Source organism: Streptomyces sp. N35, from assembly GCF_016464295.1.
Lineage (GTDB): Bacteria > Actinomycetota > Actinomycetes > Streptomycetales > Streptomycetaceae > Streptomyces.
Window position 1 is genome coordinate 36,009 of sequence record NZ_JAEIMH010000021.1, and the last position, 20,466, is coordinate 56,474.

A 20,466-nucleotide genomic window follows, 5' to 3' on the forward strand; every position below is an offset into this window, starting at 1 on the left:
ATGTCGTGAGGAACTCACTGGATTTCACGGCCCTTGACGCCGCCCTCGAAAACGTCCATCGCGCCGGAATGCCGGGCCTGTTCGCCGAGGTGCGTGACAGCGACGAGGTCTGGCGCGGCGCCGCCGGGGTCGCCGACCTCGCCACCGGCCGTCCCGTCACCGCCGATATGCGGCACCGGGTCGGCAGCATCACGAAGACCTTCACCGCGGCAGCGGTTCTGCAGCTGGTGGAGAGCGGTCGGATCGCTCTTGACGCACCGATACGCCGGTATCTCCCGGGGCTGGTCCCCGCAGGGCGCGGAGACGCGATCACGGTCCGCATGCTGATCAACCACACCAGCGGGCTCGCCGAGTACCTGCCGTACGCCTATCCCTCGCTCAAGTCGTTCCCCGCTCTCGCGGACACCGGCCCCGAGAGCCTCGACGACCACCGGTTCACGCGGTTCGACCGCACCGAACTGATCGAGATGGGGGTCACCGCTCCCGCCTTCGGCCCCCCGGGCGGTACGCCCGGGCTGTACTCCAACACCAACTACCTGCTCCTCACCGAGCTCGTGGAGCAGGTCACAGGAACCGCGGCCGACCGGCACATCACCCGGAACGTCATCGAGCGCGCCGGTCTCCGGGACACCGCATTCCCTGACGGACCGCATGTCGACGGGCCGCACTCGCAGCTCTACGAGTCCTGGTTCGGCATGGTCGACCCGCCGCGCGACTACAGCGTCTTCGACATGTCATGGGTGGGGCCGTCGGCCTCGCTGATATCGACCGTCGCGGATCTCAACCGCTTCTACGGCAAGCTGCTGGCCGGCGAGATCATCGCTCCCGGCTCGCTGGCGCAGATGCAACGCACCGTCCCGGTCGTCTCCCAGGAGGGGAAGGTGATCGATTACGGGCTAGGCCTGCACCCGATGGAGGGCCCGGGCCAGGGTGTCTTCTGGGGGCATGGCGGCACGGTCTGGGGTGGGGGAGCGCTGGCCATGACCCGTGCCGACGGCGGGCGGCAGGTGGCCCTCGCGGTGAACATGCAGCGGTGGAACAGGCTCGACTCCTCCGGCACACCGCAGCCGCACCCCGTCGACGAGGCGCTTGCGGCGCTGTACCGCGTGGCCATGTACGGCTGACCCAGCCGGACGGCCGGCCGGACGGCGGCAGCGGATCGATGAGGGTCCGCTGCCGCCGCCGTACGTTCGCCGGGCTCATGCCGGCTACTGCGCGGCGTACCCGATCCCGCTACTGCGCGGCGTACCCCATCCCGCTACTGCCCGACGTACTCGATCCCGCCCGCCACCTCGGCCCGGATCTCCGTGCCCACGCGGCGCGCGAGCAGATCGTCGAGGCGCTCCAGGGGGCCGATCAGGGTGCGCCCGCCGGCCTCGGCGACCCGCACCGCCGCGTCCACCTTCGGCTTCATCGACCCCTCGGCGAAGGCCAGTTGGGCCAGACCCTCGGGGGACGCGGTGAGGATGTCGCGCTGTTCGGGCGTGCCCCAGTTCTCGCTGACGAAATCGCCGTCGGTGAGCATGATCAGCATGTCGGCGTTCAGGTCCGCGGCGAGCGTGGCGCTGGCGAGGTCCTTGTCGACCACGGCCTGCATGCCGATCTGGCGCCCCTTGGAGTCGGTGCGTACCGGCACACCGCCGCCGCCGACGCACACCACGAGCGTGCCGTTGTCGAGCAGCTTGCTCACCAGCGGGGCCTGCATGATGCGGATCGGGTCGGGGGAGGGAACCACGCGGCGGAACGCCCCGCCGTCCTTCGCGATCGTCCAGCGGTACTCGGCGGCGGCCTCCGCCGCGTCCTGTGCCGAGTAGGTCGGGCCGATCAGCTTCGTCGGCCGCTCGAAGGCCGGGTCGGCCTCGTCGACCTCGGTGGTGGTGATGACCGCGGCGACCTCGCGTTCGCCGACGAGCGCATTGGACAGCTCCTGCTGGATCACATAGCCGATCATGCCCTGGGTTTCGGCTCCCAGGATGTCCAGCGGATACGCCGCCACATCCTGGTATGCCAAATTCTGCAGCGCGAGGAGGCCCACCTGCGGGCCGTTCCCGTGGGTGATGACGACCTCGTGCTCGCGGGCGAGGCCGGCCAGCGCCTGGCAGGCCCCTCGCACGTTGGCCCGGAGATGATCGGCGGTCATCGGCTCGCCGCGACGGGCCAGCGCGTTTCCTCCGAGGGCGACGACGATGCGCATGTGATGTCCCTTGCTTTGTCTGCTTGGTGCTTGCGTTCGCTGATCGGACGTCGAATGGTATACCAATACGAACGACGTCGACGGGACCGGGAGAGGAGCCGCGGATGACCCCCGAGGAGTCGATACCCCGCACGGGTGGCCCGGTCCACCTGACCGTGGACGGCGGTGATGCCGTGCTCCTTCGCCGCCTGCGCACCGGCTCCGGCCGTGGTCGCGTCCACTCGGTCTTCACCCGGGTCGTGAACGTCGTCACCCCTCAGGACACCCTCATCGCCCTCGCCGCCCGGGACGCGGGCCACGCACCTCGCACGCTGACCACCGATGTGGCGGACTGGAGCGGGTGGGGGATCGAAGAGGGCCAGCCCGTGACGTTCACGCCGGGGGTGCTGACCCTCGAAGTGCCGTACGGCCCCCTGAGGTTGACCCTCAAGGGCGCCCGCGCCTGGCACCCCGAGCTGCCGTCTCTCGCGCAGCTGGACCGCGATGAACTCGCCGCCGCCGCCACGCACTTGGCGCAGCTCAACCAGGAGCACGGCCCCCTCGGCGGCATGCTCGGCCCCACCTCTGACGCCGGTCCGATGGACCTCGCGATCACCAGGGCACTCGCCGAAGGCCGTACGCGCCTCATCGCCGCAGTCCGCGACCGGGACCCGGACGCCACCCGGGCGGCGATCCTCGCCCTCCTCGGCCTCGGCCCCGGACTCACCCCCGCGGGCGACGACTTCCTCACCGGCGTGGCCCTGCTCGCCGCACTGCCCGGCAGCGCACAGGCCGCCTTCGTCCCCGTACTCGAGGAGGTCCTGGCGGCACACCCCGGGCGCACCACCGACGTCTCGCTCGCCACCCTGCGCGAAGCGGCCGACGGGCGGGCGCGCGACGAACTCCTCGATGTACTGCGGCTGGTGGCCGACCGAGCCCAGCCGCAGCAGTTAGCCGCTCCTGTCCGCAAGGTGCTGGCCATCGGCCACACCTCGGGCAGCGACACCCTGTCCGGCCTGATCGCCGGGCTCCACCTGGAAGAAGAACTGCGAGGTTCGCTGTGAGCACCACAGCAGTCGTACGGAAGAACACGTACTTCGACTCCGTGTCCCTGATGTCCGTCTCCACCAAGGCCAACGGTCTGGACGGGGTCGAGCAGGCGTTCACCGCCATGGGCACCGAGATGAACAAGGGGGTCCTGGACAACCTGGGCCTGCTCACCGACGAGCTGCGCGCAGCCGGCAGCGGTGACCTCATGATCGTCCTGGTCGCGGCGGACGGCACCGACACCGAGGCGCTGCTCGCCGAGGTCGAGGACCTCCTGCACCGCAAGGCACCCGCCTCCGCCGGCGCCGGAGCGGTCACCTACCGCACGCTCGCAAGCGCCGCGGCAGGCGTCGAGGGATCCAACCTCGCCGTGATCGCCGTCAACGGCGCGTACGCCGCGCGCGAGGCCCGTAAGGCGCTCGACAACAACCTGCACGTGATGCTGTTCAGCGACAACGTGGCCGTCGAGGACGAGGTGGCCCTCAAGGAACTCGCCCACGACAAGGGCCTGTTCATGATGGGTCCGGACTGCGGCACCGCCATCATCAATAACGTCGCGCTGTGCTTCGGCAACAAGGTGCGCCCCGGCTCCGTCGGCATCGTCGCCGCCTCCGGCACCGGCTCGCAGGAGGTCAGCGTCCGTGTGCACGCCCTCGGCGGCGGCATCTCGCAGTTGATCGGCACCGGTGGGCGCGACCTCAGCGGGGGGGGCGGCGGCATCATGATGACCCACGGCGTCCCCGCCCCCGCCGCCCGTCCGGCCCCCCACGTCATCGTGCTCGTCTCCAAGCCGCCGGCCGCGTCCGTGGAGAAGAAGGTCCTCGCCGAAGTGGCCGCCGCGGGCAAGCCCGTCGTCGTCCACTTCATCGGCGGCTCCGAGGAAGCGGTCACCGCCGCGGGCGGACACTTCGCCGCCGGCAGCCTCGACGCCGCCCGCCCGGCCGCGCGCCTCGCCCCCATCGAGGCGCCCGGCCCCCACCGCCTCCACCCCGGGCAGGCCGCCGCCGATGTCGTCGCCCGTCTCGCCGACGGACAGCGCTACGTCCGCGGTCTGTTCTGCGGCGGCACGCTCTGCGACGAGACGATGTACGCCGTTCGCGACGCCGGAATCGACGTCTGGAGCAACATCCAGAAAGACCCCTCGTACCGCCTCACGGCCGCCGCGGACAGCAAGGGTCACACCTTCCTCGACTTCGGCGACGACGACTTCACCAACGGGCGCCCGCACCCGATGATCGACCCCACCCCGCGCCTGGAGCGGCTGGTCGCCGAGGCGCGCGATCCCGAAGTCGCCGCTGTCGTCATGGACTTCGTGCTCGGCTTCGGCTCCCACGAGGACCCCGTCGGCACCACGCTGCCCGCCATCGAGGAGGCCCAGCGCATCGCCCGCGAGGCAGGGCGCCACCTGGAGATCGTCGCGTACGTCCTCGGCACCGACCTGGACACCCCGTCGGTCGCCGCCCAGACCGCGGCCCTCGAGGCCGCCGGTGTGACCGTCACCCGCAGCAGCACCGAGACGGGCCAGTTCGCCCGAGAGATCGCACGGAAGGCCCAGCAGGCATGAGCACCTCCTCCGAAGCCGTCAGCCCTGAACTCACCCCGGCCGCACGGCTGTTCAGCAGCGACCTGAACGTCGTCAACGTCGGCCTCGCCATGTTCGATACGGACATCAGCGCGCAGGGCGCCCAGGTCACCACCCTCGACTGGACCCCGCCCGGCGGCGGCGACGCCGAAGCGGCCCGCGCCCTCGACCTCCTGGAGCGTCCCGAACTCGCCGCGAGGATCGACGCCGCCAACGCCGAGGCCGTCGAGCGGATCATGTCGGCCCGCCCGATGCTCACCGGCTTCGCCCGCGCCCTCGACGTGGTGCCCGGCATGACGCCGACCACGATCCTGCACTCGGGCCCGCCCCTCACGTGGGAGCGGATGAACGGCCCGATGCAGGGTGCCGTCACCGGCGCGATCGTCTTCGAGGGGCTCGCCAAGGACCTCGACGAGGCCGCGGAGGTCGCCGCGTCCGGCCGTATCACCTTCAAGCCCTGCCACGAGGCGGACGCGGTCGGCTCGATGGCCGGTGTCACCTCCGCGTCCATGTACGTGCACATCGTCAAGAACGAGACGCACGGCAACATCGCCTACACCAACCTGTCCGAGCAGATGGCGAAGATCCTGCGGATGGGCGCCAACGACCGGAGCGTCATCGACCGCCTCGTGTGGATGCGGGACGTCTTCGGTCCGATGCTCAAGGAAGCGGTCGAGTTCACCGGACCCATCGACCTGCGGCTGCTGCTCTCGCAGGCGCTGCACATGGGCGACGAGTGCCACAACCGCAACGGCGCCGGCACCCTGCTCCTCTTCCAGGCCCTGGCCCCCGGTCTGCTGCGGTCGTCGTTCACGACCGAGCAGAAGAAGGAGGTCTTCGACTTCGTCGCGTCCTCCGACTACTTCTCAGGACCGACCTGGATGGCGATGGCCAAGGCCGCCCTCGACGCCGCCAACGGCGTCGAGAACTCGACCGTACTGACCGCCATGGCCCGCAACGGCGTCGAGTTCGGCATCCGCGTCGCCGGGCTCCCCGGCCAGTGGTTCACCGGCCCCGCGCAGCAGGTCGTCGGCCCGATGTTCGCCGGCTACAAGCCCGAGGACTCCGGCCTCGACATCGGCGACAGCGCCATCACCGAGACGTACGGCTTCGGCGGTTTCGCGATGTCGGCGGCGCCGGCGATCGTCGCGCTCGTGGGCGGCACCGTGGCCGAAGCCGTGCAGTACACGCGGGACATGGGCGAGATCACCACGGCCGACAACGCCAACGTCACGATCCCTGCCCTGGACTTCCAGGGTCTGCCGACCGGCATCGACGTCCGCAAGGTCATCGACACCGGGATCCTGCCGATCATCAACACGGCCATCGCGCACAAGGACGCCGGCATCGGAATGATCGGCGCGGGCATCACGCACCCGCCGGCCGAGGCCTTCACCAAGGCGGTCACCGCCCTCGCCGACGCCCTCGCGTAAGCCGCGAGCGCCGACCAGGAAGCCCTTCGCTGACACCATGAACACTCACCACTCCGCCGCGGACCACGACACCTCCGCGGCCCGGGAACTCGACCCCGAGTACGAGCACTCCCCGGTCCCGGCCGAGAGCCGGAAGTCGCTGTTGACGGTCTCGGCCGTCTGGTTCGGATTCCCGATGATCCTGACCAATGCCGTGCCCGGCGGCGTGGTCGTCGCCATGCTGGGTTTCTGGCGCGGGCTCGCCGCCATCGCCGTGGCCAATCTCGTGATGCTCCTTTACGTGGGCATCCTCAGCCACCGTGCGGGCAAGACCGGCGAGTCCTTCTCGCTCCAGGCCACCCGCACCTTCGGCCGCGCGGGGTACGTCGTCGCCTCGGCGTTCCTCGCGACGGTGGTGGTCGGCTGGTTCGCGTTCAACACCGGGGCGACCGGCGCCACGCTGCACCAGGCGTTCGGCTGGCACGAGCAACTGGTCGCGGTCCTGGCCGGGTTGGGCTTCATAGCCCTGACCTACCTCGGCATCAAGGCCCTGTCCTGGCTCGGCGCCGTGGCCGCACCCCTCTTCGTGATCGCGGGCGTCATCGCGCTCGTGATCGTCGCCCGCGATCACGATCTCGGCGCTGTCTTCTCGTACGACGGGGCCGGCGGCAACGCCACGATCACCTTCGGCGCGGCGGTGTCGATGATGATGGCGACCTTCGCCGACTCGGGCACCATGACGGCCGACTTCACGCGCTGGTCGAGGAACGGCCGCCAGGCCGTACTCGCCACGGTCAGCGCCTTCCCGGTGGCCAGCGTCATCGCACAGGTCACCGGCGGTGTGGTGGTCGCGGCCGGTGCGGTCGCCGCGCCGGCGACCGCGGGCGGGGACTTCCTCCCCATCCTCACGGGCGAGAACTCGTCGCTGCTCAATGTGCTGGCCGCTGTCTTCGTCTTCGTCAACCTCGGCTCGGTGTGCAGCCACTGCCTCTACAACGGTGCGCTCGGCTGGTCGCATCTGACCGGCCGCACCATGCGCACGACGACGCTCGTCCTCGGCGTCATCGGCACGCTCGCCGCGCTCGCCGGCGTCTGGAACCACTTCCTGGACTGGCTGGTCATCCTCAGCGTCTTCGTCCCGCCGCTCGGCGGCGTCCTGATCGCCGACCAGTTCTTCGCCCGCGGCGGCCGCACGGCCATGGACGACCGCCCCACGATGGTGGTCCGTCCCACGGCGTTCGTGGCCTGGGCGATCGGGGCCGCGGCCGCGGGGATCGCCCACTGGTGGGCGCCGCAGCTGTCGGATGCGATCACCGGTCTTGTGGTGGCGGTGGTGGCGTACGCGCTGTTGGAGCGGACGGGTCCCCGTACGGCCTGACGCCTGCTGACGCCTGGGGGTACCCCTTCTACGCGCCCCTGCCCACCGCGGGCAGGGGCGCGGCGGCGTAGCCTCGGGCTCATGGGCGAGCTGTTCCGGCGCCCGCGCCGCACCACCGCACCCGGCGCCGGACACCTCCCGGACTGGCTGGACCTTGCCGAACAGCGCACGCTCCTCGACCAGTGCCGCGCCTGGGCCCGCCCGCCCGCCGGGCTGCGCGAGGTCGCCACGCCGGGCGGCGGCCGGATGTCCGTCCGCCAGTTCGGCCTTGGCTGGCACAGGTTCCCGTACGGCTATGCCCGCACCGCCGTGGACGGCGACGGGGCGCCGGTCAAGCCGATGCCCGTTTCGCTGGTGGAGTGGGGCCGACGTACGGCGGCAGCGGCCCTGGGCGAGGAGTTCGCCGACGCCCCGTACGACATTGCCCTGATCAACTTCTACGACGCGGACGCCCGCATGGGCATGCACCGCGACCAGGACGAGAAATCCCTTGATCCCGTAGTCTCGGTCAGCCTCGGCGACACGTGCGTCTTCCGCTTCGGGAACGGCGAGACACGGGCCAAGCCTTATACGGACGTGGAGCTGCGCAGCGGCGACGCGTTCGTGTTCGGCGGGGAGTCACGGCTCAACTATCACGGGGTGCCGCGGGTGCACGGGGGAACTGCCCCCGCGGAACTGGGACTTGTGGGGCGGCTCAACATCACTCTGCGGGTGAGCGGCCTGCAGTAGACGGACCGACGGGGAGGGTGTCTGTGGGGAACGCGCGCTTGAGTGGGCTGGCCGTCAATCCCGCCGCGCCGGCGGATGTGCTCCTTGAGCTGTTGGCGCCCGAGCACGAGGACGCCTGGTCGGCGCTGGCCGGCCGGCGCGCCTCGTTCCCCGGGGAAGTGGCGGCGGCGATCGTCGCGCACCCGGACGTGCGCGTCCGCAAGGCGCTGGCCCGCAATCCGTATGCGGATCCCGAGGTGCGCGGACTGCTTGTGGACGATCCCGAGTGGATCGTCCGGGGGTGGCTCGCGGGCCGCCCGGACCGGAACCGGCCGGTGCGTCCGCTGCCCGACTGGGTGATCGACCGGATGCTCACGACGTATGACAACGACTGTCTGTCCGAGCTGTTCTCCTCACGCCAGATCCCGTTTCGGGTCCAGCTCTCCTTCCCTCGGCACCCCGTGGCCTCGGTCCGCCGGTATGCGCTGAACGTGTGGGGCTCGCTGACCGCGGCCGAGCGGGCGGCGCTGCTCGACGACCCGCACCCCGAGGTTCGCGCAGCGGCTCGTAACGACCTTCGGCGTCGGCAGGAGGAGGACGACGAAGGAGCGATGGAACGCCGACTCGGGCCGCTGCCCGCGCCGCGCAACCACGGGACCACGCACATCCTGGTGAACTGCCGTCTGTCCGGCAAAGTCGTCGACTGGCTGGTGAACGACCCGGACCGTGACTCCGCCTGGACCCTGGCCCACAACTACAGCACCCCGCCGGACGTGGTCGCCTCGCTGGTGGATCACCCGGACCCTGGAGTGCGCCGGGCCCTGGCCGCCCGCGACGGCCTCCCGCCGGCGCTGGTGGAGATCCTCGCGCGCGACCACGACCCTCGCGTACGCACCGAAGTGTCGCTGCGGCCCGAACTGAGCGAGGACGAACGGGCGGCGATCGACTACGTCGTGGAGCCCGACCAGTACACGGGCGTCCCGTGGGAGCCCCATGCCTCCGCACCCGCCGACCCGGCCGTCTCCGCGGCCCAGGCCCGTTCGGGCCACCCCCTGCGCCGCCGCCGGGCCGCCACCGATCCCGCCCTGCCCACCGAACTGGTCACCCTGCTCGCGCACGACGACGACGCGGGCGTACGCCTACGGCTCGCCCACCACCACCCGGCAGCCCCGCCGCACCTGCTCCTCGACTGCTACCTGTCCCACCCCGGCCCCGACCACCACCGCGCCCTGCTCACCGAGCACCCGAACTTCCCGACCACGGGCCTCGGCGGGCGTTTCGCGACGGCCGACACGCCTGCCGAGCGCCACCTCGCTCTCCTGGACCCCGACTTGGCGGCCGACGCGGCCGAGCGGCTCACCCACGACACGGATGCTGCCGTCCGCGCAGGGGCGGCCGCACATCCACGGCTGCCCGCGGCCAGGCTGACGGCGCTCCTGGACGACACCGAACTGGGTCCCCACGCCGCGGCCAATCCGGCTCTTCCGGCAACCGTGATGAGGGACCTGCTGTCATGATCACCTGTCCCTCACCCGAGGCTCCCTCCGTCGGAATCCGAGGCCCCCTCCGTCAGAGTCTCGACCTCACCCTGAGGGTCAGGGAACTCGAACGCTGAGCGAGAACGTGAGGGAACCTGCCGCTGAACCCCCGGCGGATCATGGGAGACTCGGCGCCATGAACGGCAAGGCGGTCCCCAGTGAAGTGCGGTCAGGATCCGCGCGTTCCCGGCTGGACCGAGGGCGTGGCGCGCTCGGCCCCGCGTTGGAGTTGGTGCATACGGGACGTGCCCCGACCCGTTCCGTGCTCACCGCCGAACTGGGCGTCACCCGGGCCACCGCCGGAGTGGTCGCCGCGGAACTCGAAGCGCTCGGACTGATCACCGTCGAGCCCGGTGCGGCCGGCGGATCGCAGGGCCGGCCTTCTCACCGGCTCACCGTCGCCGAGGACGGCCCCGTCGTACTCGCCGCGCAGGTGCACGCCGACGGTTATCGTGCCGCGCTGGTCGGGCTCGGCGGGCGGATCGTCGCGACGACGCCCGGCTGCGAGAGCGTCGAGGCCGATCCCCCCCAGGGGGTCGGCGCGGGGGTGGGCGCCGGGGGCCGGCTGGCCGCGGCCCCCCGCCCCCGCCGCGCGGGCGCCGGTCTGGCCGTTCCCTCCGCCGTCGAGGACCCCGAGGGACTCGCCCTCAATCCGCTGCACCTCGCCTGGCCGGTCGGCGCGCCCGTACGCCGTATCTTCGCCGAGCGCATCGAGGCCGCGGGCCTGGACGTGCGCGCGTTCACCGGCAACGACGTCAACCTCGCCGCGCTCGCCGAACACCGCCACGGCGCGGGCCGCGGCGCCGCACACCTGCTGTGCGTCGCGACCGGCCACCGTGGTGTCGGCGGTGCCCTGGTGCTCGACGGCCGTCTGCACACGGGCAGTTCGGGCCTCGCGCTCGAAGTCGGCCACCTCACCGTCAACCCCGAGGGCCGGCCCTGCCACTGCGGCAGCCGCGGCTGCCTGGATGTCGAGGCCGATCCGCTGGCCTTCCTCATGGCGGCGGGCCGCGAGCCGGGCCCCGAGGTGTCGCTGCTTCAGCAGTCCACCGATCTGCTGCGCGACGCGTATGCCGAGCCGCAGGTACGTATGGCGGCGGAGGAGATGATCGACCGCCTGGGCCTCGGTCTCGCGGGCCTGGTGAACATCCTCAACCCCGATCGCATCATCCTCGGCGGCCTGCACCGCGCCCTCCTGGACGCCGACCCCGACCGGCTGCGCGCGGTGGTCGCCGACCGCAGTCTGTGGGGACGCAGTGGGGGAGTCCCCATCCTGGCCTGCACACTCGACCACAACTCCCTGGTCGGAGCGGCCGAGTTGGCCTGGCAACCGGTCCTCGACGACCCGATGGGGGCCCTCGCATGAGCGGGGACGAGGCGTTCCGAGAGGTCGCGGACGGCGTGTACGTGGGCCGGGCCGACCGCGACGCGGCGCTCGACCGCGGCTGGCTCCTCGGCCATTTCAAGGATCCGGCCGACCCCCGGCACTGCGCCGAGCTGGAGATCAAATGGGGCGTCCATCCGGTGGGTGACCGACGTGCGGAATGGGCCACCGGCGAGATCCGTACGGCACTCCTGGTCCTGATCAGCGGCCGCTTCCGGATGGAGTTCCCCGGCCGCGACGTGGTGCTCGCCGAGCAGGGCGAGTACGTCCTGTGGGGCAAGGGCGTCGACCACTCCTGGTACGCGGAGGAGGAATCGGTCGTCCTGACCGTGCGCTGGCCCTCGGTCCCCGGCTACCGCGTGGACCCACCGCCCGCCGACTGAACCGAGTCCGCTCGGCCCTCTTTCCACGAGGGGTCGTCCTCGGAGCACCGTACGGATTAGCTTGAGATCAACAGTGGCTGGTGGAGTGGCCCGGAGGAGGTGACCGGCGGATGAAGGAGCACAGACCGACGCTCGAGGCGGTCGCGGCACGGGCGAGGGTCGGCCGGGGGACCGCCTCGCGGGTGATCAACGGGTCCGGGCACGTCAGCGCGGAGTCACGCGCGGCCGTCCTGCGCGCCGTCGAGGAACTCGGCTACGTACCCAACTCGGCCGCCCGCGCACTGGTGCGCCAGCGCACGGACACCGTGGCCTTCGTCGCGGCGGTGACCGACGACCGCGGGTTCTGGGAGGACCCGTTCTACTCGCCCCTCGTGCGCGGCGCGTCCGCGGCCCTCGCCGCCGAAGGCATCCAGCTCCTTCTGGCCATCGCACAGTCCCGGCAGGAGCACGCCCAGCTCACCGCGTTCCTCAGCGCGCGCCACGTCGACGGCGTACTGCTGAGTTCGCTGCACGAGGGCGATCCACTGCTCGGCCGGCTCGACGCGAGCGCCGTACCCACGGTGCTGGTGGGGGCGCCCGCCGGCTACACACCGGCGTACGGCGTCGATGTGGACAACGTGGCCGGCGGACGCCTCGCCGCGCACCACCTGATCGAACGCGGCCGTCGTCGCATCGCCGTCATCACCGGACCACTCAGCATCCGTGCCAGCATCGACCGCTGGGAGGGCTTCCGCGCCGCCCTCGACGAGGCCGGGCCGGCCCAGGGGCCGGTGGCGCACGGCGACTTTTCGCGTGTCTCGGGAGAGGAGGCCATGCGGCAACTCCTCGCCGGTGGCGAGCAGTTCGACGCGGTGTTCGCGGCGAACGACCTCATGGCCGCAGCCGCGCTGGACGTCCTGCGGGAATCCGGCCGGACCGTCCCGGACGATGTCGCCGTCGTGGGTTTCGACGACACCTGGGTGGCCGCGGCCGCCGACCCTCCGCTCACCTCGATCCACCAGCCGCTGGGCGACATGGGCCGCGAGGCAGCGCTCCTGCTGCTCGCCCGGCTCAGGCAGGACGAAGTTCCGGAGCCGAACGTGCTCTTCGGGCCGCGTCTCGTGGTGCGCGAGTCCTCGTAGGAGCAACTCCGGCCCCGCCGCGGAGCGGCACGGTGCACCCCGCTGGGCCCGTCGCCCACGGGCCAGGAATGTCCAAGATCGCGTACCGCCAGTCCAAGGACCGCACAGGTCCCGCCCGTTACGTTGCGCCTCATGACTCCCCTCACTCGGAGGACGCTCCTCACGGCGGGTGGGCTCACGCTGGCCACCGCGCCGCGGGGCGGCCTCCCCCCCCCAGAGGCTCCCGCCGCCAAGAAGCCGCGAGCGCCCGCTGCCGCCCTGGATGTCATCAGCGACATCCAGGGCGATCTCGCCGACTTCGGCAAGGCGCTGGACACCCTGTACGGCCTCGGCGCCTCGCAGGCGCTGGTCATCGCAGGGGACCTGGTGGCGCAGGGCACCGTGCAGCAGTACGAGGATCTCTACGGCACTCTCGCCGACCACCCCCACCCCGAACGGGTACTGGCCGCGCTGGGCAACCACGAGCAGTACAACTCCGACCCGTTCGACACCCAGGTCAAGCGGTTCCTGGAGTACACGGGCATGCCCGATGTGTACTTCCGGACGACCGCGGCAGGCCTGCCGTTGCTCTTCATCGGCACCACCGCACCGGCCGTCAACGGCACGAGCCCGCCGTTCGTGACGCTCGGCGCATCCCAGCTGAGCTGGCTGGACTCCACCCTGAACGAGCTCTCCGGCGAGCCGTACGTGCTCATCTTCAGTCACCACGTACTGCCGGGCACCGTGTCCGGCACCATCGGCTCCGACAAGGCGGGCTTCTACGACCAGGACTTCGTGGACGAGACCGACCTGCTGACCATCCTCGGGCGGCACCCCAACGTCATCTTCTTCTCCGGCCACACCCACTGGGACCTCGCCCGGACCGACTGGGCGGCCCGGAAGATCGTCGAGGGCGGCGACCCGGCCGGTTTCACCGTGGTCAACACCGGCTTCATCCAGACCCTTTACGGTCCCGACGGCAACGGTGGTGAAAGGGCCATCAGCGGCGCCGAGTCGCAGGGCCTGCGCGTCCTGAAGGGCACCGACGGCAAGCTCACCATCGAATCCCGCGACCTTCGACGCAACAGAGTGATCCGTACCCTCCCGGTCTGAGCTGCGGCCGCGGACGCAGGACCCCGCACGCCGTACTCCGCACGTACTCCCGTGGCAGGCGGGCGGACCCATGCCCCCATCAGCCAGGCGACCACCGGCGGCCGCGCTCCCCCGCAGCTCGGGCCTCCGCGTACTCCCGGGGGAGCAGCCGGACGGCCGCTGCCCGTACGACGACCCGGACCCCCTCCACCAGCGAGTCTCAAAGCATCGAGAAGCAATGAGACCCCACCGAGGAGATGGTTCGGATGCAGACCCTGGCGCACTTCGGCGACGGCGGGCCCGGCCCGTGGATTCTGCTCTTCCCGCTGATCTGGGCGGCCGTAGTGATCGGCGGGATCACGCTCCTGCGCCGCACCGTCCGGCGCGGACGCGGACCGCGCGGCCCGTGGCGTGAGCGGCCCGACGCGCAGAGCCCGATCAGCGTGCTCGGCCACCGCTTCGCGTCCGGCGAGATCGACGAGGACGAGTACTGGCGGCGGCTGACCGTCCTGAACGAGGAGTTCGGGCGCCGCGAAGGCCGCAAGGGCGGTGCGGCATGAGCACCGCGACCCTGACCGCCACCGCCGCTCGGGTCGTCGACGCCGTGAAGGTGTACGGCGCCGGCGACACCGAGGTGAGGGCCCTCGACGGGGTGAGCGTCGACTTCACCGCCGGCCGCTTCACCGCGATCATGGGGCCCTCGGGCTCCGGCAAGTCCACGCTCATGCACTGCGCCGCCGGCCTCGACACGCTCAGCTCCGGTTCCGCCTTCATCGGCGATACGGAGCTCAGCGCCCTCGACGACAAGCGGCTCACCCTGCTGCGACGCGACCGTGTGGGATTCGTGTTCCAGGCGTACAACCTGCTGCCGACCCTCACCGTCGCCGAGAACATCACGCTGCCGATCGACCTCGCGGGCGGCAGGCCCGACCACGAGTGGATCGACGCCCTGGTCGATGTGGTCGGCCTCGGCGACCGGCTGCACCACCGGCCGACCGAACTCTCCGGCGGACAGCAGCAACGCGTCGCCGTGGCACGGGCGTTCGCCGGTCAGCCCGACGTCGTCTTCGCCGACGAGCCGACCGGCAACCTCGACTCCCGCGCGGGCGAAGAGGTCCTCGGCCTGCTCGGCCGGGCCGTACGGCAGATGGCCCGCACCGTCGTGATGGTCACCCACGACCCGGTGGCCGCCGCCCACGCGGACGAGGTGGTATTCCTCGCCGACGGACGGCTCGTGGACCGGATGGCCGCGCCGACCGCGGACAAGGTCCTCGACCGCATGAAGGCCTTCGACAGCCGCACCAAGGCGCAGGGAGGATCGTCATGAACACCGCCACGGCGCGGATCAGTCTCTCCTCGCTCCGCGCCCACAAGCGCCGCTTCGCCGGCACGTTCACGGCCGTGCTGCTCGGTGTCGCCTTCCTCGCGGGCACCCTCGTGATGGGTGACACCCTCAAGGCCAGCTTCGGCTCGATGTTCGGCAACGCGGCCGGCGGCACCGACGCCGTCGTCCGCAGTGCCGACACCATCACCACACCCGGCGAGAGCCAGGGCGTGCGCAGCCCGGTGGACACCGCGCTCGTGGACAGCATCGCGAAGGTGCCGGGCGTTGCCGCCGTCGCTCCGAGCATCCAGGGCGCCGGTCAGCTCGTCGGCAAGAACGGCGACCCCATCGGCGGCGCCGGCCCGCCCACCCTCGCCGGCAACTGGATCGCCGACCCGCAGCTCAACCCGTATCAACTCGCCGAAGGACGCGCCCCGCAGACGTCCGGCGAGGTCGTGATCAACCGCGGCGCCGCGAAGAGCGGCGATCTGAAGATCGGCGATACGACGACGCTGCGCACCCCCGACCCGGTGAAGGTGACCGTCGTCGGCCTCGCGACGTTCGGCGGCGCGGACGGTATGGCGCAGGTGACCTTCACGGGCATGACGCAGGCCGACGCGGAGAAATACCTCACCCCCAACCCCGGTGAGGCGGCGACCATTTCGGTCCGTGCGGGGCCCGACGTGAGCCAGCAGCAGCTGGTCGACGCGCTGACTCCCGTACTGCCCCAGGGCGTCGAGGCCATGACGGGCCAGGCGTCCGCCGAGGAGAACACGGACATGATCTCCGGGCAGTTCCTCGACCTGTTCACCACCTTCCTGCTCGTCTTCAGCGGCATCGCGCTCCTGGTCGCGACCTTCTCCATCCACAACACGTTCGCGATCGTCGTCGCCCAGCGCACCCGTGAGAACGCACTGCTCCGCGCGCTCGGCGCCTCACGTCAGCAGGTCCTCGGGGCCACGCTCGTCGAGGCGGCCGTCGTCGCGGTGGCCGCCTCCGCGGCCGGACTGCTCGGCGGAATCGGCATCGCGGCCGGGCTGCAGGCCCTGTTCCCGGCGATCGGATTCCCGTTCCCCGAGGGCGACTTGGTCATCAAGGCCCTCTCGATGGCCCTGCCGCTGATCGTGGGCATCGTGGTCTGCCTCGGCTCGGCGCTCCTGCCGGCCGTACGGGCGGGCCGCACCGCGCCGCTCGCCGCGCTGCGCGAGAGCCAGGTCGACGACTCCGGAGCCTCGCGCCGGCGTGCGGTCGCCGGCGGTGCGCTGAGCGTCCTGGCGCTGGCGATCACGCTCGTCGGTGTCCTCGTCAGCCCGTCGCTCTGGCTGGCCGGCACGGGAGCGGTGCTCGCCCTCGTCGCCTTCGTGGTGCTCGGGCCGGTCGCGTCCAGCCGCGCGGTCCGGATCCTCGGCGGCCCCCTCGACCGGTTGCGCGGCGTCACCGGTGGCCTCGCCCGCCGCAATGCCCTGCGCAGCCCCAAGCGGACCGCGGCGACCGCGAGTGCGCTGATGATCGGGGTCGCGGTCGTCGGTCTCTTCACCGTGTTCGCCGCGTCCCTCAAGGCGACCATGGACCAGACCGTGTCCCGTTCCTTCGCGGGCGATGTCGCCGTGAGCGCGCCGGCCTTCGGCGCGGGCGGCAGCGGACTCAGCCCCCGGCTCGCACCCGCCATCGCCGAGCTCCCCGAGGTCGGCAACTCCGTCGGCCTGGGCAGGGGAGTGGCCGAAGTCGACGGCGCGGGACGCCAGTTGACCGTGACCGACCCGGTGGGCCTGGCCAAGGGCTTCGACCTCGGCACGGTCGACGGCTCGCTTCAGAGCCTGGGCGCCGACGGTCTCGCGATCGCCCGCGACGAGGCCGACAAGCGCGGTCTCACCGTCGGCGACACGGCCCAACTGGCCTTTACCGACGGCAAGAAGGAACCCTTCACCGTACGAGCGGTCTTCGACCGGTCGGAACTCGCGGGCGATTACGTGATCACCCGGGAGGCCTGGGCCCCGCACCGCGCACAGGACTCCGACACGCTGATCGCTGTCACCTTCAAGGACGGTGTGGGCGCGGACGACGGGCGCGCGGCCGTGGAGAAGGCGGCGGCCGCGTACGGCGGTCCTGAGGTGCAGACCCGGGACGAGTACGCGCAGTCCGCGGCCGGCGGCATCGACATGATGCTCACCCTGGTCTACGCCCTCCTCGCCCTGGCGGTCCTGATCGCCCTCCTTGGCATCGCCAACACGCTCACCCTGTCCGTGCACGAACGCACCCGTGAGCTGGGCCTGCTGCGCTCCGTCGGCCAGACCCGCGCCCAGCTGCGGGCGATGGTCCGCTGGGAGTCGGTTCTGGTGGCCGCGTTCGGTACCGCGGGCGGGCTCGCGCTCGGCGGCTTCCTCGGCTGGATCCTGGTCAAGGCCTCGGACGGCGCGAGCGACAGCGCGTTCGCCTTCGCCCTGCCGCCGCTCCAGCTCACGGTGGTGGCCCTGGTGGGCCTCGCCGCGGGCGCGGTGGCCGGGCTCCGGCCGGGGCGGGGGGCGGGCCGGCTGGAAGTACTGCGGGGCATCGCCGCGGGGGGGGGGGCCCCGGAGTGGGGGCTCTGTCCCGCCCGGGCTTCGGCTCGGGCGGGATCCGTACGCTCGCCCACTGCTTCAGCGACCCGCGCGTACCGCCGACGCTCGCGCCCCACGCCACAGCAGGCCGACCGACACGGCCCCCGCCACGATGGGAAGCGTCCCGCATCCGACGCCGGCACCCACCCGGCCATGGCTGTCCCGTACAAGAAAAAGATCACCGCCCGGTCAGCCCACCACGGCCGGCCGGGCGGGAGTCTCGGTGGAGGGGATCGCGCCGTGCATCGGGGATGCCGGGGGTGCCACCGCCGGGGACGGGGGCGGCAGGGTGAACCACACGGTCTTGCCCGCCGGGCCCTGCGGCCGGACCCCCCAGCTCTCGCTGACGGCCGCGACCATCGCGAGCCCGCGCCCGCAGGTGGCCAGCGGATCGGCGGTGCGGATCTGCGGCATACGGGGGTCATGGTCGTGCACGGAGACCGTGAGGTGGTCGAGCAGCAGCTCGATCTCGACCGTGCACATCTTGTCCGGCTCGGCATGCCGGTGGACGTTGGTGAGCAACTCGGTGACGGCGAGCGCGGCACAGTCGATCAGGGGATCGAGATGCCAGTAGCGCAGCTGCGCCGAGACGATTCTGCGGACTTGCCCGATCCGCGACGGCAGGGCCTGGAGCTCCACCGTGCAGTGCCTGCTTGGCTGGCTGATCACGGCTGCGACTCCCCGAATTGAGGTCCGGAAGAAGACGGCTGACGCATCCGGAGTCGCCCCCGGATGTCCCACAGTGGCTGCCTGCTGGGCGGTGGCTGGGTCGCAGCGTGACCGCCGTTGAACCCTGAGTAGTCAGGTGAGTCCAGGGTGACCCAGGGGATACGGCTGTGCAACTTGCGTGACGTACCGCGAGGTCACACGGCGGGGCGCGACCCCCGTCGGCCCGCGGGTCAGCTGCGCTTGAAGCGTCCGGTGGCCTGGCGCACGGCCTCGATGAAGCGGCTCGCGGCGGGCGGTCCCGGCTCGCCGGGAGCCGGGTCGCGCTCACCGAGCGTAAGCGAATAGCGGGTGCCGTTGACGGTGGTGAGCGCTTTGTCCTCGGGCACGAACCAGGGCTGACCGGCGCTCACCTCGGTCAGCGGCGCGCTGTCGATCTCCCGCCCGCTGCTCGTCAGCAGTTCCAGGCGGCCGCCCGCGATGCGCACCTGCCCGGCCCGGGTGAGCGAGCGCAGCCGCCGGCCGATCCGCACGCCCGTGGCCCTGAACTCCGTCTCCGCCATGAAGCTCGCCCCCAAGCCGTCCGCATCCGCCGTGGTCCGCCCCCGCCGTGCACGGCTCGCCGCCGGGGGACGGTGCTGGCAGTCTGCCCGCGATACGGCTCGAGCACCAGTGCCCCTCAGGACGTCGCACACCTGTGCCCCGGATGCGTGTGGCAGGCGTGCGAACTGGGCGCCCCAAGGGTGCCTTTGAGCTCCCCAAAGCGGTGTTTGTGCAGGTGAGAAGCGTGCGTCGGATGTCTATGCTTGAGGCGGAGCAACGGCTTCGCCGAGACGTTTTCAGCGGGCCGGAAGGGCCTGCCGGGAGATCCGGCAGGTATTCGGCAACCAAGGGAGCGTCGCGGTGAGCACGGTGGAGAAGCCTCAGACCTCAGCGGTGATGTCCACTGTCGACGTGGACCGCAGTGACCTCGCGTACCGGCGCTGGCTGAAAGAGGCCGTGCGCAAGGTGCAGGCGGACGCGAATCGTTCGGCCGACACCCATCTGCTGCGCTTCCCGCTGCCCGAGCGGTGGGGCATCGACCTGTACCTCAAGGACGAGTCGACGCATCCGACGGGAAGTCTCAAGCACCGCCTGGCCCGTTCGCTGTTCCTCTACGGACTGTGCAACGGCTGGATCCGTCCCGACGCCCCCGTGATCGAGGCGTCCAGCGGCTCGACCGCCGTGTCGGAGGCGTACTTCGCGAAGCTGATCGGAGTGCCGTTCATCGCGGTGATGCCGCGTACGACGAGCGCCGAGAAGTGCCGGCTCATCGAATTCCACGGCGGGCAGTGCCACTTCGTGGACGACTCGCGCGCCATGTACGAGGAGGCGGCCGCGCTCGCGGAGCGCACCGGCGGCCACTACATGGACCAGTTCACGTACGCGGAGCGGGCCACCGACTGGCGCGGCAACAACAACATCGCCGAATCGATCTATCAGCAGCTGAAGTTGGAGCGCTACCCGGAGCCGGCCTGGATCGTGGCGACGGCGGGCACCGGCGGCACCTCGGCGACGATCGCGCGCTATGTGCACTACATGCAGCACGACACCCGGATCTGTGTACCCGACCCGGAGAACTCCTGCTTCTTCGAAGGCTGGCTTAACGGAGACCCGGGCTGCACCAGCGACTGCGGTTCCCGTATCGAGGGCATCGGCCGACCGCGGATGGAACCGAGCTTCGTGCCGGGAGCGATCGACCGCATGATGAAGGTCCCCGACGCGGCGAGTGTCGCGGCCGTGCGGGCCCTCGAGTCGGCGATCGGCCGCAAGGCGGGCGGCTCCACCGGCACCGGCCTGTGGAGCGCGCTGAAGATCATCTCCGAGATGGTCGCCGCGGGGGAGAAGGGCAGCGTCGTCACGCTGATCTGCGACGGCGGCGAGCGCTACCTCGACAAGTACTACTCGGACAGCTGGCTCGCCGAACAGGGCCTGGACATCGGCCCGTACAGCGCGGCCATCGAGTCCTTCCTGGAGACGGGGATCTGGCCCAGCTGACGCGGCGGGTCGGCCGCCGGGCGCGCAATCACGCTCTCACCTCGG

The 20,466-nt window shown here is 71.4% G+C and carries 17 protein-coding genes and 1 pseudogene; 15 read left to right on the forward strand and 3 right to left on the reverse strand.

What is annotated here, in order from left to right; translation table 11 throughout:
- Positions 1–5 precede the first annotated feature (5 nt).
- Positions 6–1,124 (forward strand): serine hydrolase, encoded by a 1,119-nt coding sequence (locus tag JAO81_RS14035; protein ID WP_199548166.1) that lies wholly within the window; start codon positions 6–8, stop codon positions 1,122–1,124.
- A 134-nt stretch (positions 1,125–1,258) separates the two neighbouring features.
- On the opposite strand, the gene JAO81_RS14040 is transcribed toward JAO81_RS14035, so the two are convergent.
- The gene (locus JAO81_RS14040; protein WP_199548167.1) at positions 1,259–2,194 is read right to left on the reverse strand and encodes a carbamate kinase; all 936 of its coding nucleotides are present in this window, start codon (positions 2,192–2,194) and stop codon (positions 1,259–1,261) included.
- A 104-nt stretch (positions 2,195–2,298) separates the two neighbouring features.
- On the opposite strand from JAO81_RS14040, the gene JAO81_RS14045 reads away from it, so the two are divergent.
- The 13 genes and pseudogenes from JAO81_RS14045 to JAO81_RS14105 all read left to right on the forward strand — a co-directional run.
- Positions 2,299–3,237 (forward strand): DUF2877 domain-containing protein, encoded by a 939-nt coding sequence (locus JAO81_RS14045; protein ID WP_199548168.1) that lies wholly within the window; start codon positions 2,299–2,301, stop codon positions 3,235–3,237.
- A complete protein-coding gene (fdrA, locus tag JAO81_RS14050; protein ID WP_199548169.1) occupies positions 3,234–4,784 on the forward strand; it encodes an acyl-CoA synthetase FdrA in 1,551 nt (516 codons plus the stop codon). Before JAO81_RS14045 ends, fdrA begins: the two co-directional genes overlap by 4 nt.
- Entirely contained in the window at positions 4,781–6,235 is a 1,455-nt protein-coding gene (locus JAO81_RS14055) for a DUF1116 domain-containing protein (RefSeq protein WP_199548170.1), read from the forward strand. Before fdrA ends, JAO81_RS14055 begins: the two co-directional genes overlap by 4 nt.
- A gap of 37 nt (positions 6,236–6,272) precedes the next feature.
- Positions 6,273–7,592 (forward strand): cytosine permease, encoded by a 1,320-nt coding sequence (locus JAO81_RS14060; RefSeq protein ID WP_199548171.1) that lies wholly within the window; start codon positions 6,273–6,275, stop codon positions 7,590–7,592.
- A gap of 81 nt (positions 7,593–7,673) precedes the next feature.
- Positions 7,674–8,321: an alpha-ketoglutarate-dependent dioxygenase AlkB gene (locus JAO81_RS14065; protein ID WP_199548172.1), complete on the forward strand. Its 648-nt coding sequence runs from the start codon at positions 7,674–7,676 to the stop codon at positions 8,319–8,321.
- Between the two features lie 38 nt (positions 8,322–8,359).
- The gene (locus JAO81_RS14070; protein WP_233415342.1) at positions 8,360–9,817 is read left to right on the forward strand and encodes a translation initiation factor 2; all 1,458 of its coding nucleotides are present in this window, start codon (positions 8,360–8,362) and stop codon (positions 9,815–9,817) included.
- Positions 9,818–9,974: 157 nt separating this feature from the next.
- Entirely contained in the window at positions 9,975–11,204 is a 1,230-nt protein-coding gene (locus JAO81_RS14075; RefSeq protein WP_199548174.1) for an ROK family transcriptional regulator, read from the forward strand.
- A complete protein-coding gene (locus JAO81_RS14080; protein ID WP_199548175.1) occupies positions 11,201–11,605 on the forward strand; it encodes a signal peptidase I in 405 nt (134 codons plus the stop codon). Before JAO81_RS14075 ends, JAO81_RS14080 begins: the two co-directional genes overlap by 4 nt.
- A gap of 110 nt (positions 11,606–11,715) precedes the next feature.
- Complete coding sequence (locus JAO81_RS14085) at positions 11,716–12,726, forward strand: LacI family DNA-binding transcriptional regulator (protein ID WP_199548176.1); 1,011 nt, start codon at positions 11,716–11,718, stop codon at positions 12,724–12,726.
- Positions 12,727–12,858: 132 nt separating this feature from the next.
- Entirely contained in the window at positions 12,859–13,818 is a 960-nt protein-coding gene (locus JAO81_RS14090; protein WP_199548177.1) for a DUF4073 domain-containing protein, read from the forward strand.
- 245 nt (positions 13,819–14,063) lie between these two features.
- A complete protein-coding gene (locus JAO81_RS14095) occupies positions 14,064–14,357 on the forward strand; it encodes an SHOCT domain-containing protein (RefSeq protein ID WP_199548178.1) in 294 nt (97 codons plus the stop codon).
- Positions 14,354–15,124, forward strand: a complete 771-nt coding sequence (locus JAO81_RS14100; protein WP_199548179.1) for an ABC transporter ATP-binding protein — start codon at positions 14,354–14,356, stop codon at positions 15,122–15,124. The genes JAO81_RS14095 and JAO81_RS14100 overlap by 4 nt, the downstream gene beginning before the upstream one ends.
- Positions 15,121–17,676: pseudogene (locus JAO81_RS14105) on the forward strand (ABC transporter permease); the annotation flags it as partial. The gene JAO81_RS14100 and the pseudogene JAO81_RS14105, both read left to right, overlap by 4 nt.
- A gap of 231 nt (positions 17,677–17,907) precedes the next feature.
- Here JAO81_RS14105 and JAO81_RS14110 read toward each other — a convergent pair.
- Positions 17,908–18,387, reverse strand: a complete 480-nt coding sequence (locus JAO81_RS14110; RefSeq protein WP_199548234.1) for an ATP-binding protein — start codon at positions 18,385–18,387, stop codon at positions 17,908–17,910.
- 230 nt (positions 18,388–18,617) lie between these two features.
- Positions 18,618–18,947, reverse strand: coding sequence for a hypothetical protein (locus JAO81_RS14115; RefSeq protein ID WP_199548180.1), 330 nt, complete (start codon positions 18,945–18,947; stop codon positions 18,618–18,620).
- A 376-nt stretch (positions 18,948–19,323) separates the two neighbouring features.
- Here JAO81_RS14115 and JAO81_RS14120 point away from each other — a divergent pair, with 376 nt between their 5' ends.
- Positions 19,324–20,421 (forward strand): PLP-dependent cysteine synthase family protein, encoded by a 1,098-nt coding sequence (locus JAO81_RS14120; protein ID WP_199548235.1) that lies wholly within the window; start codon positions 19,324–19,326, stop codon positions 20,419–20,421.
- Positions 20,422–20,466: the final 45 nt, after the last annotated feature.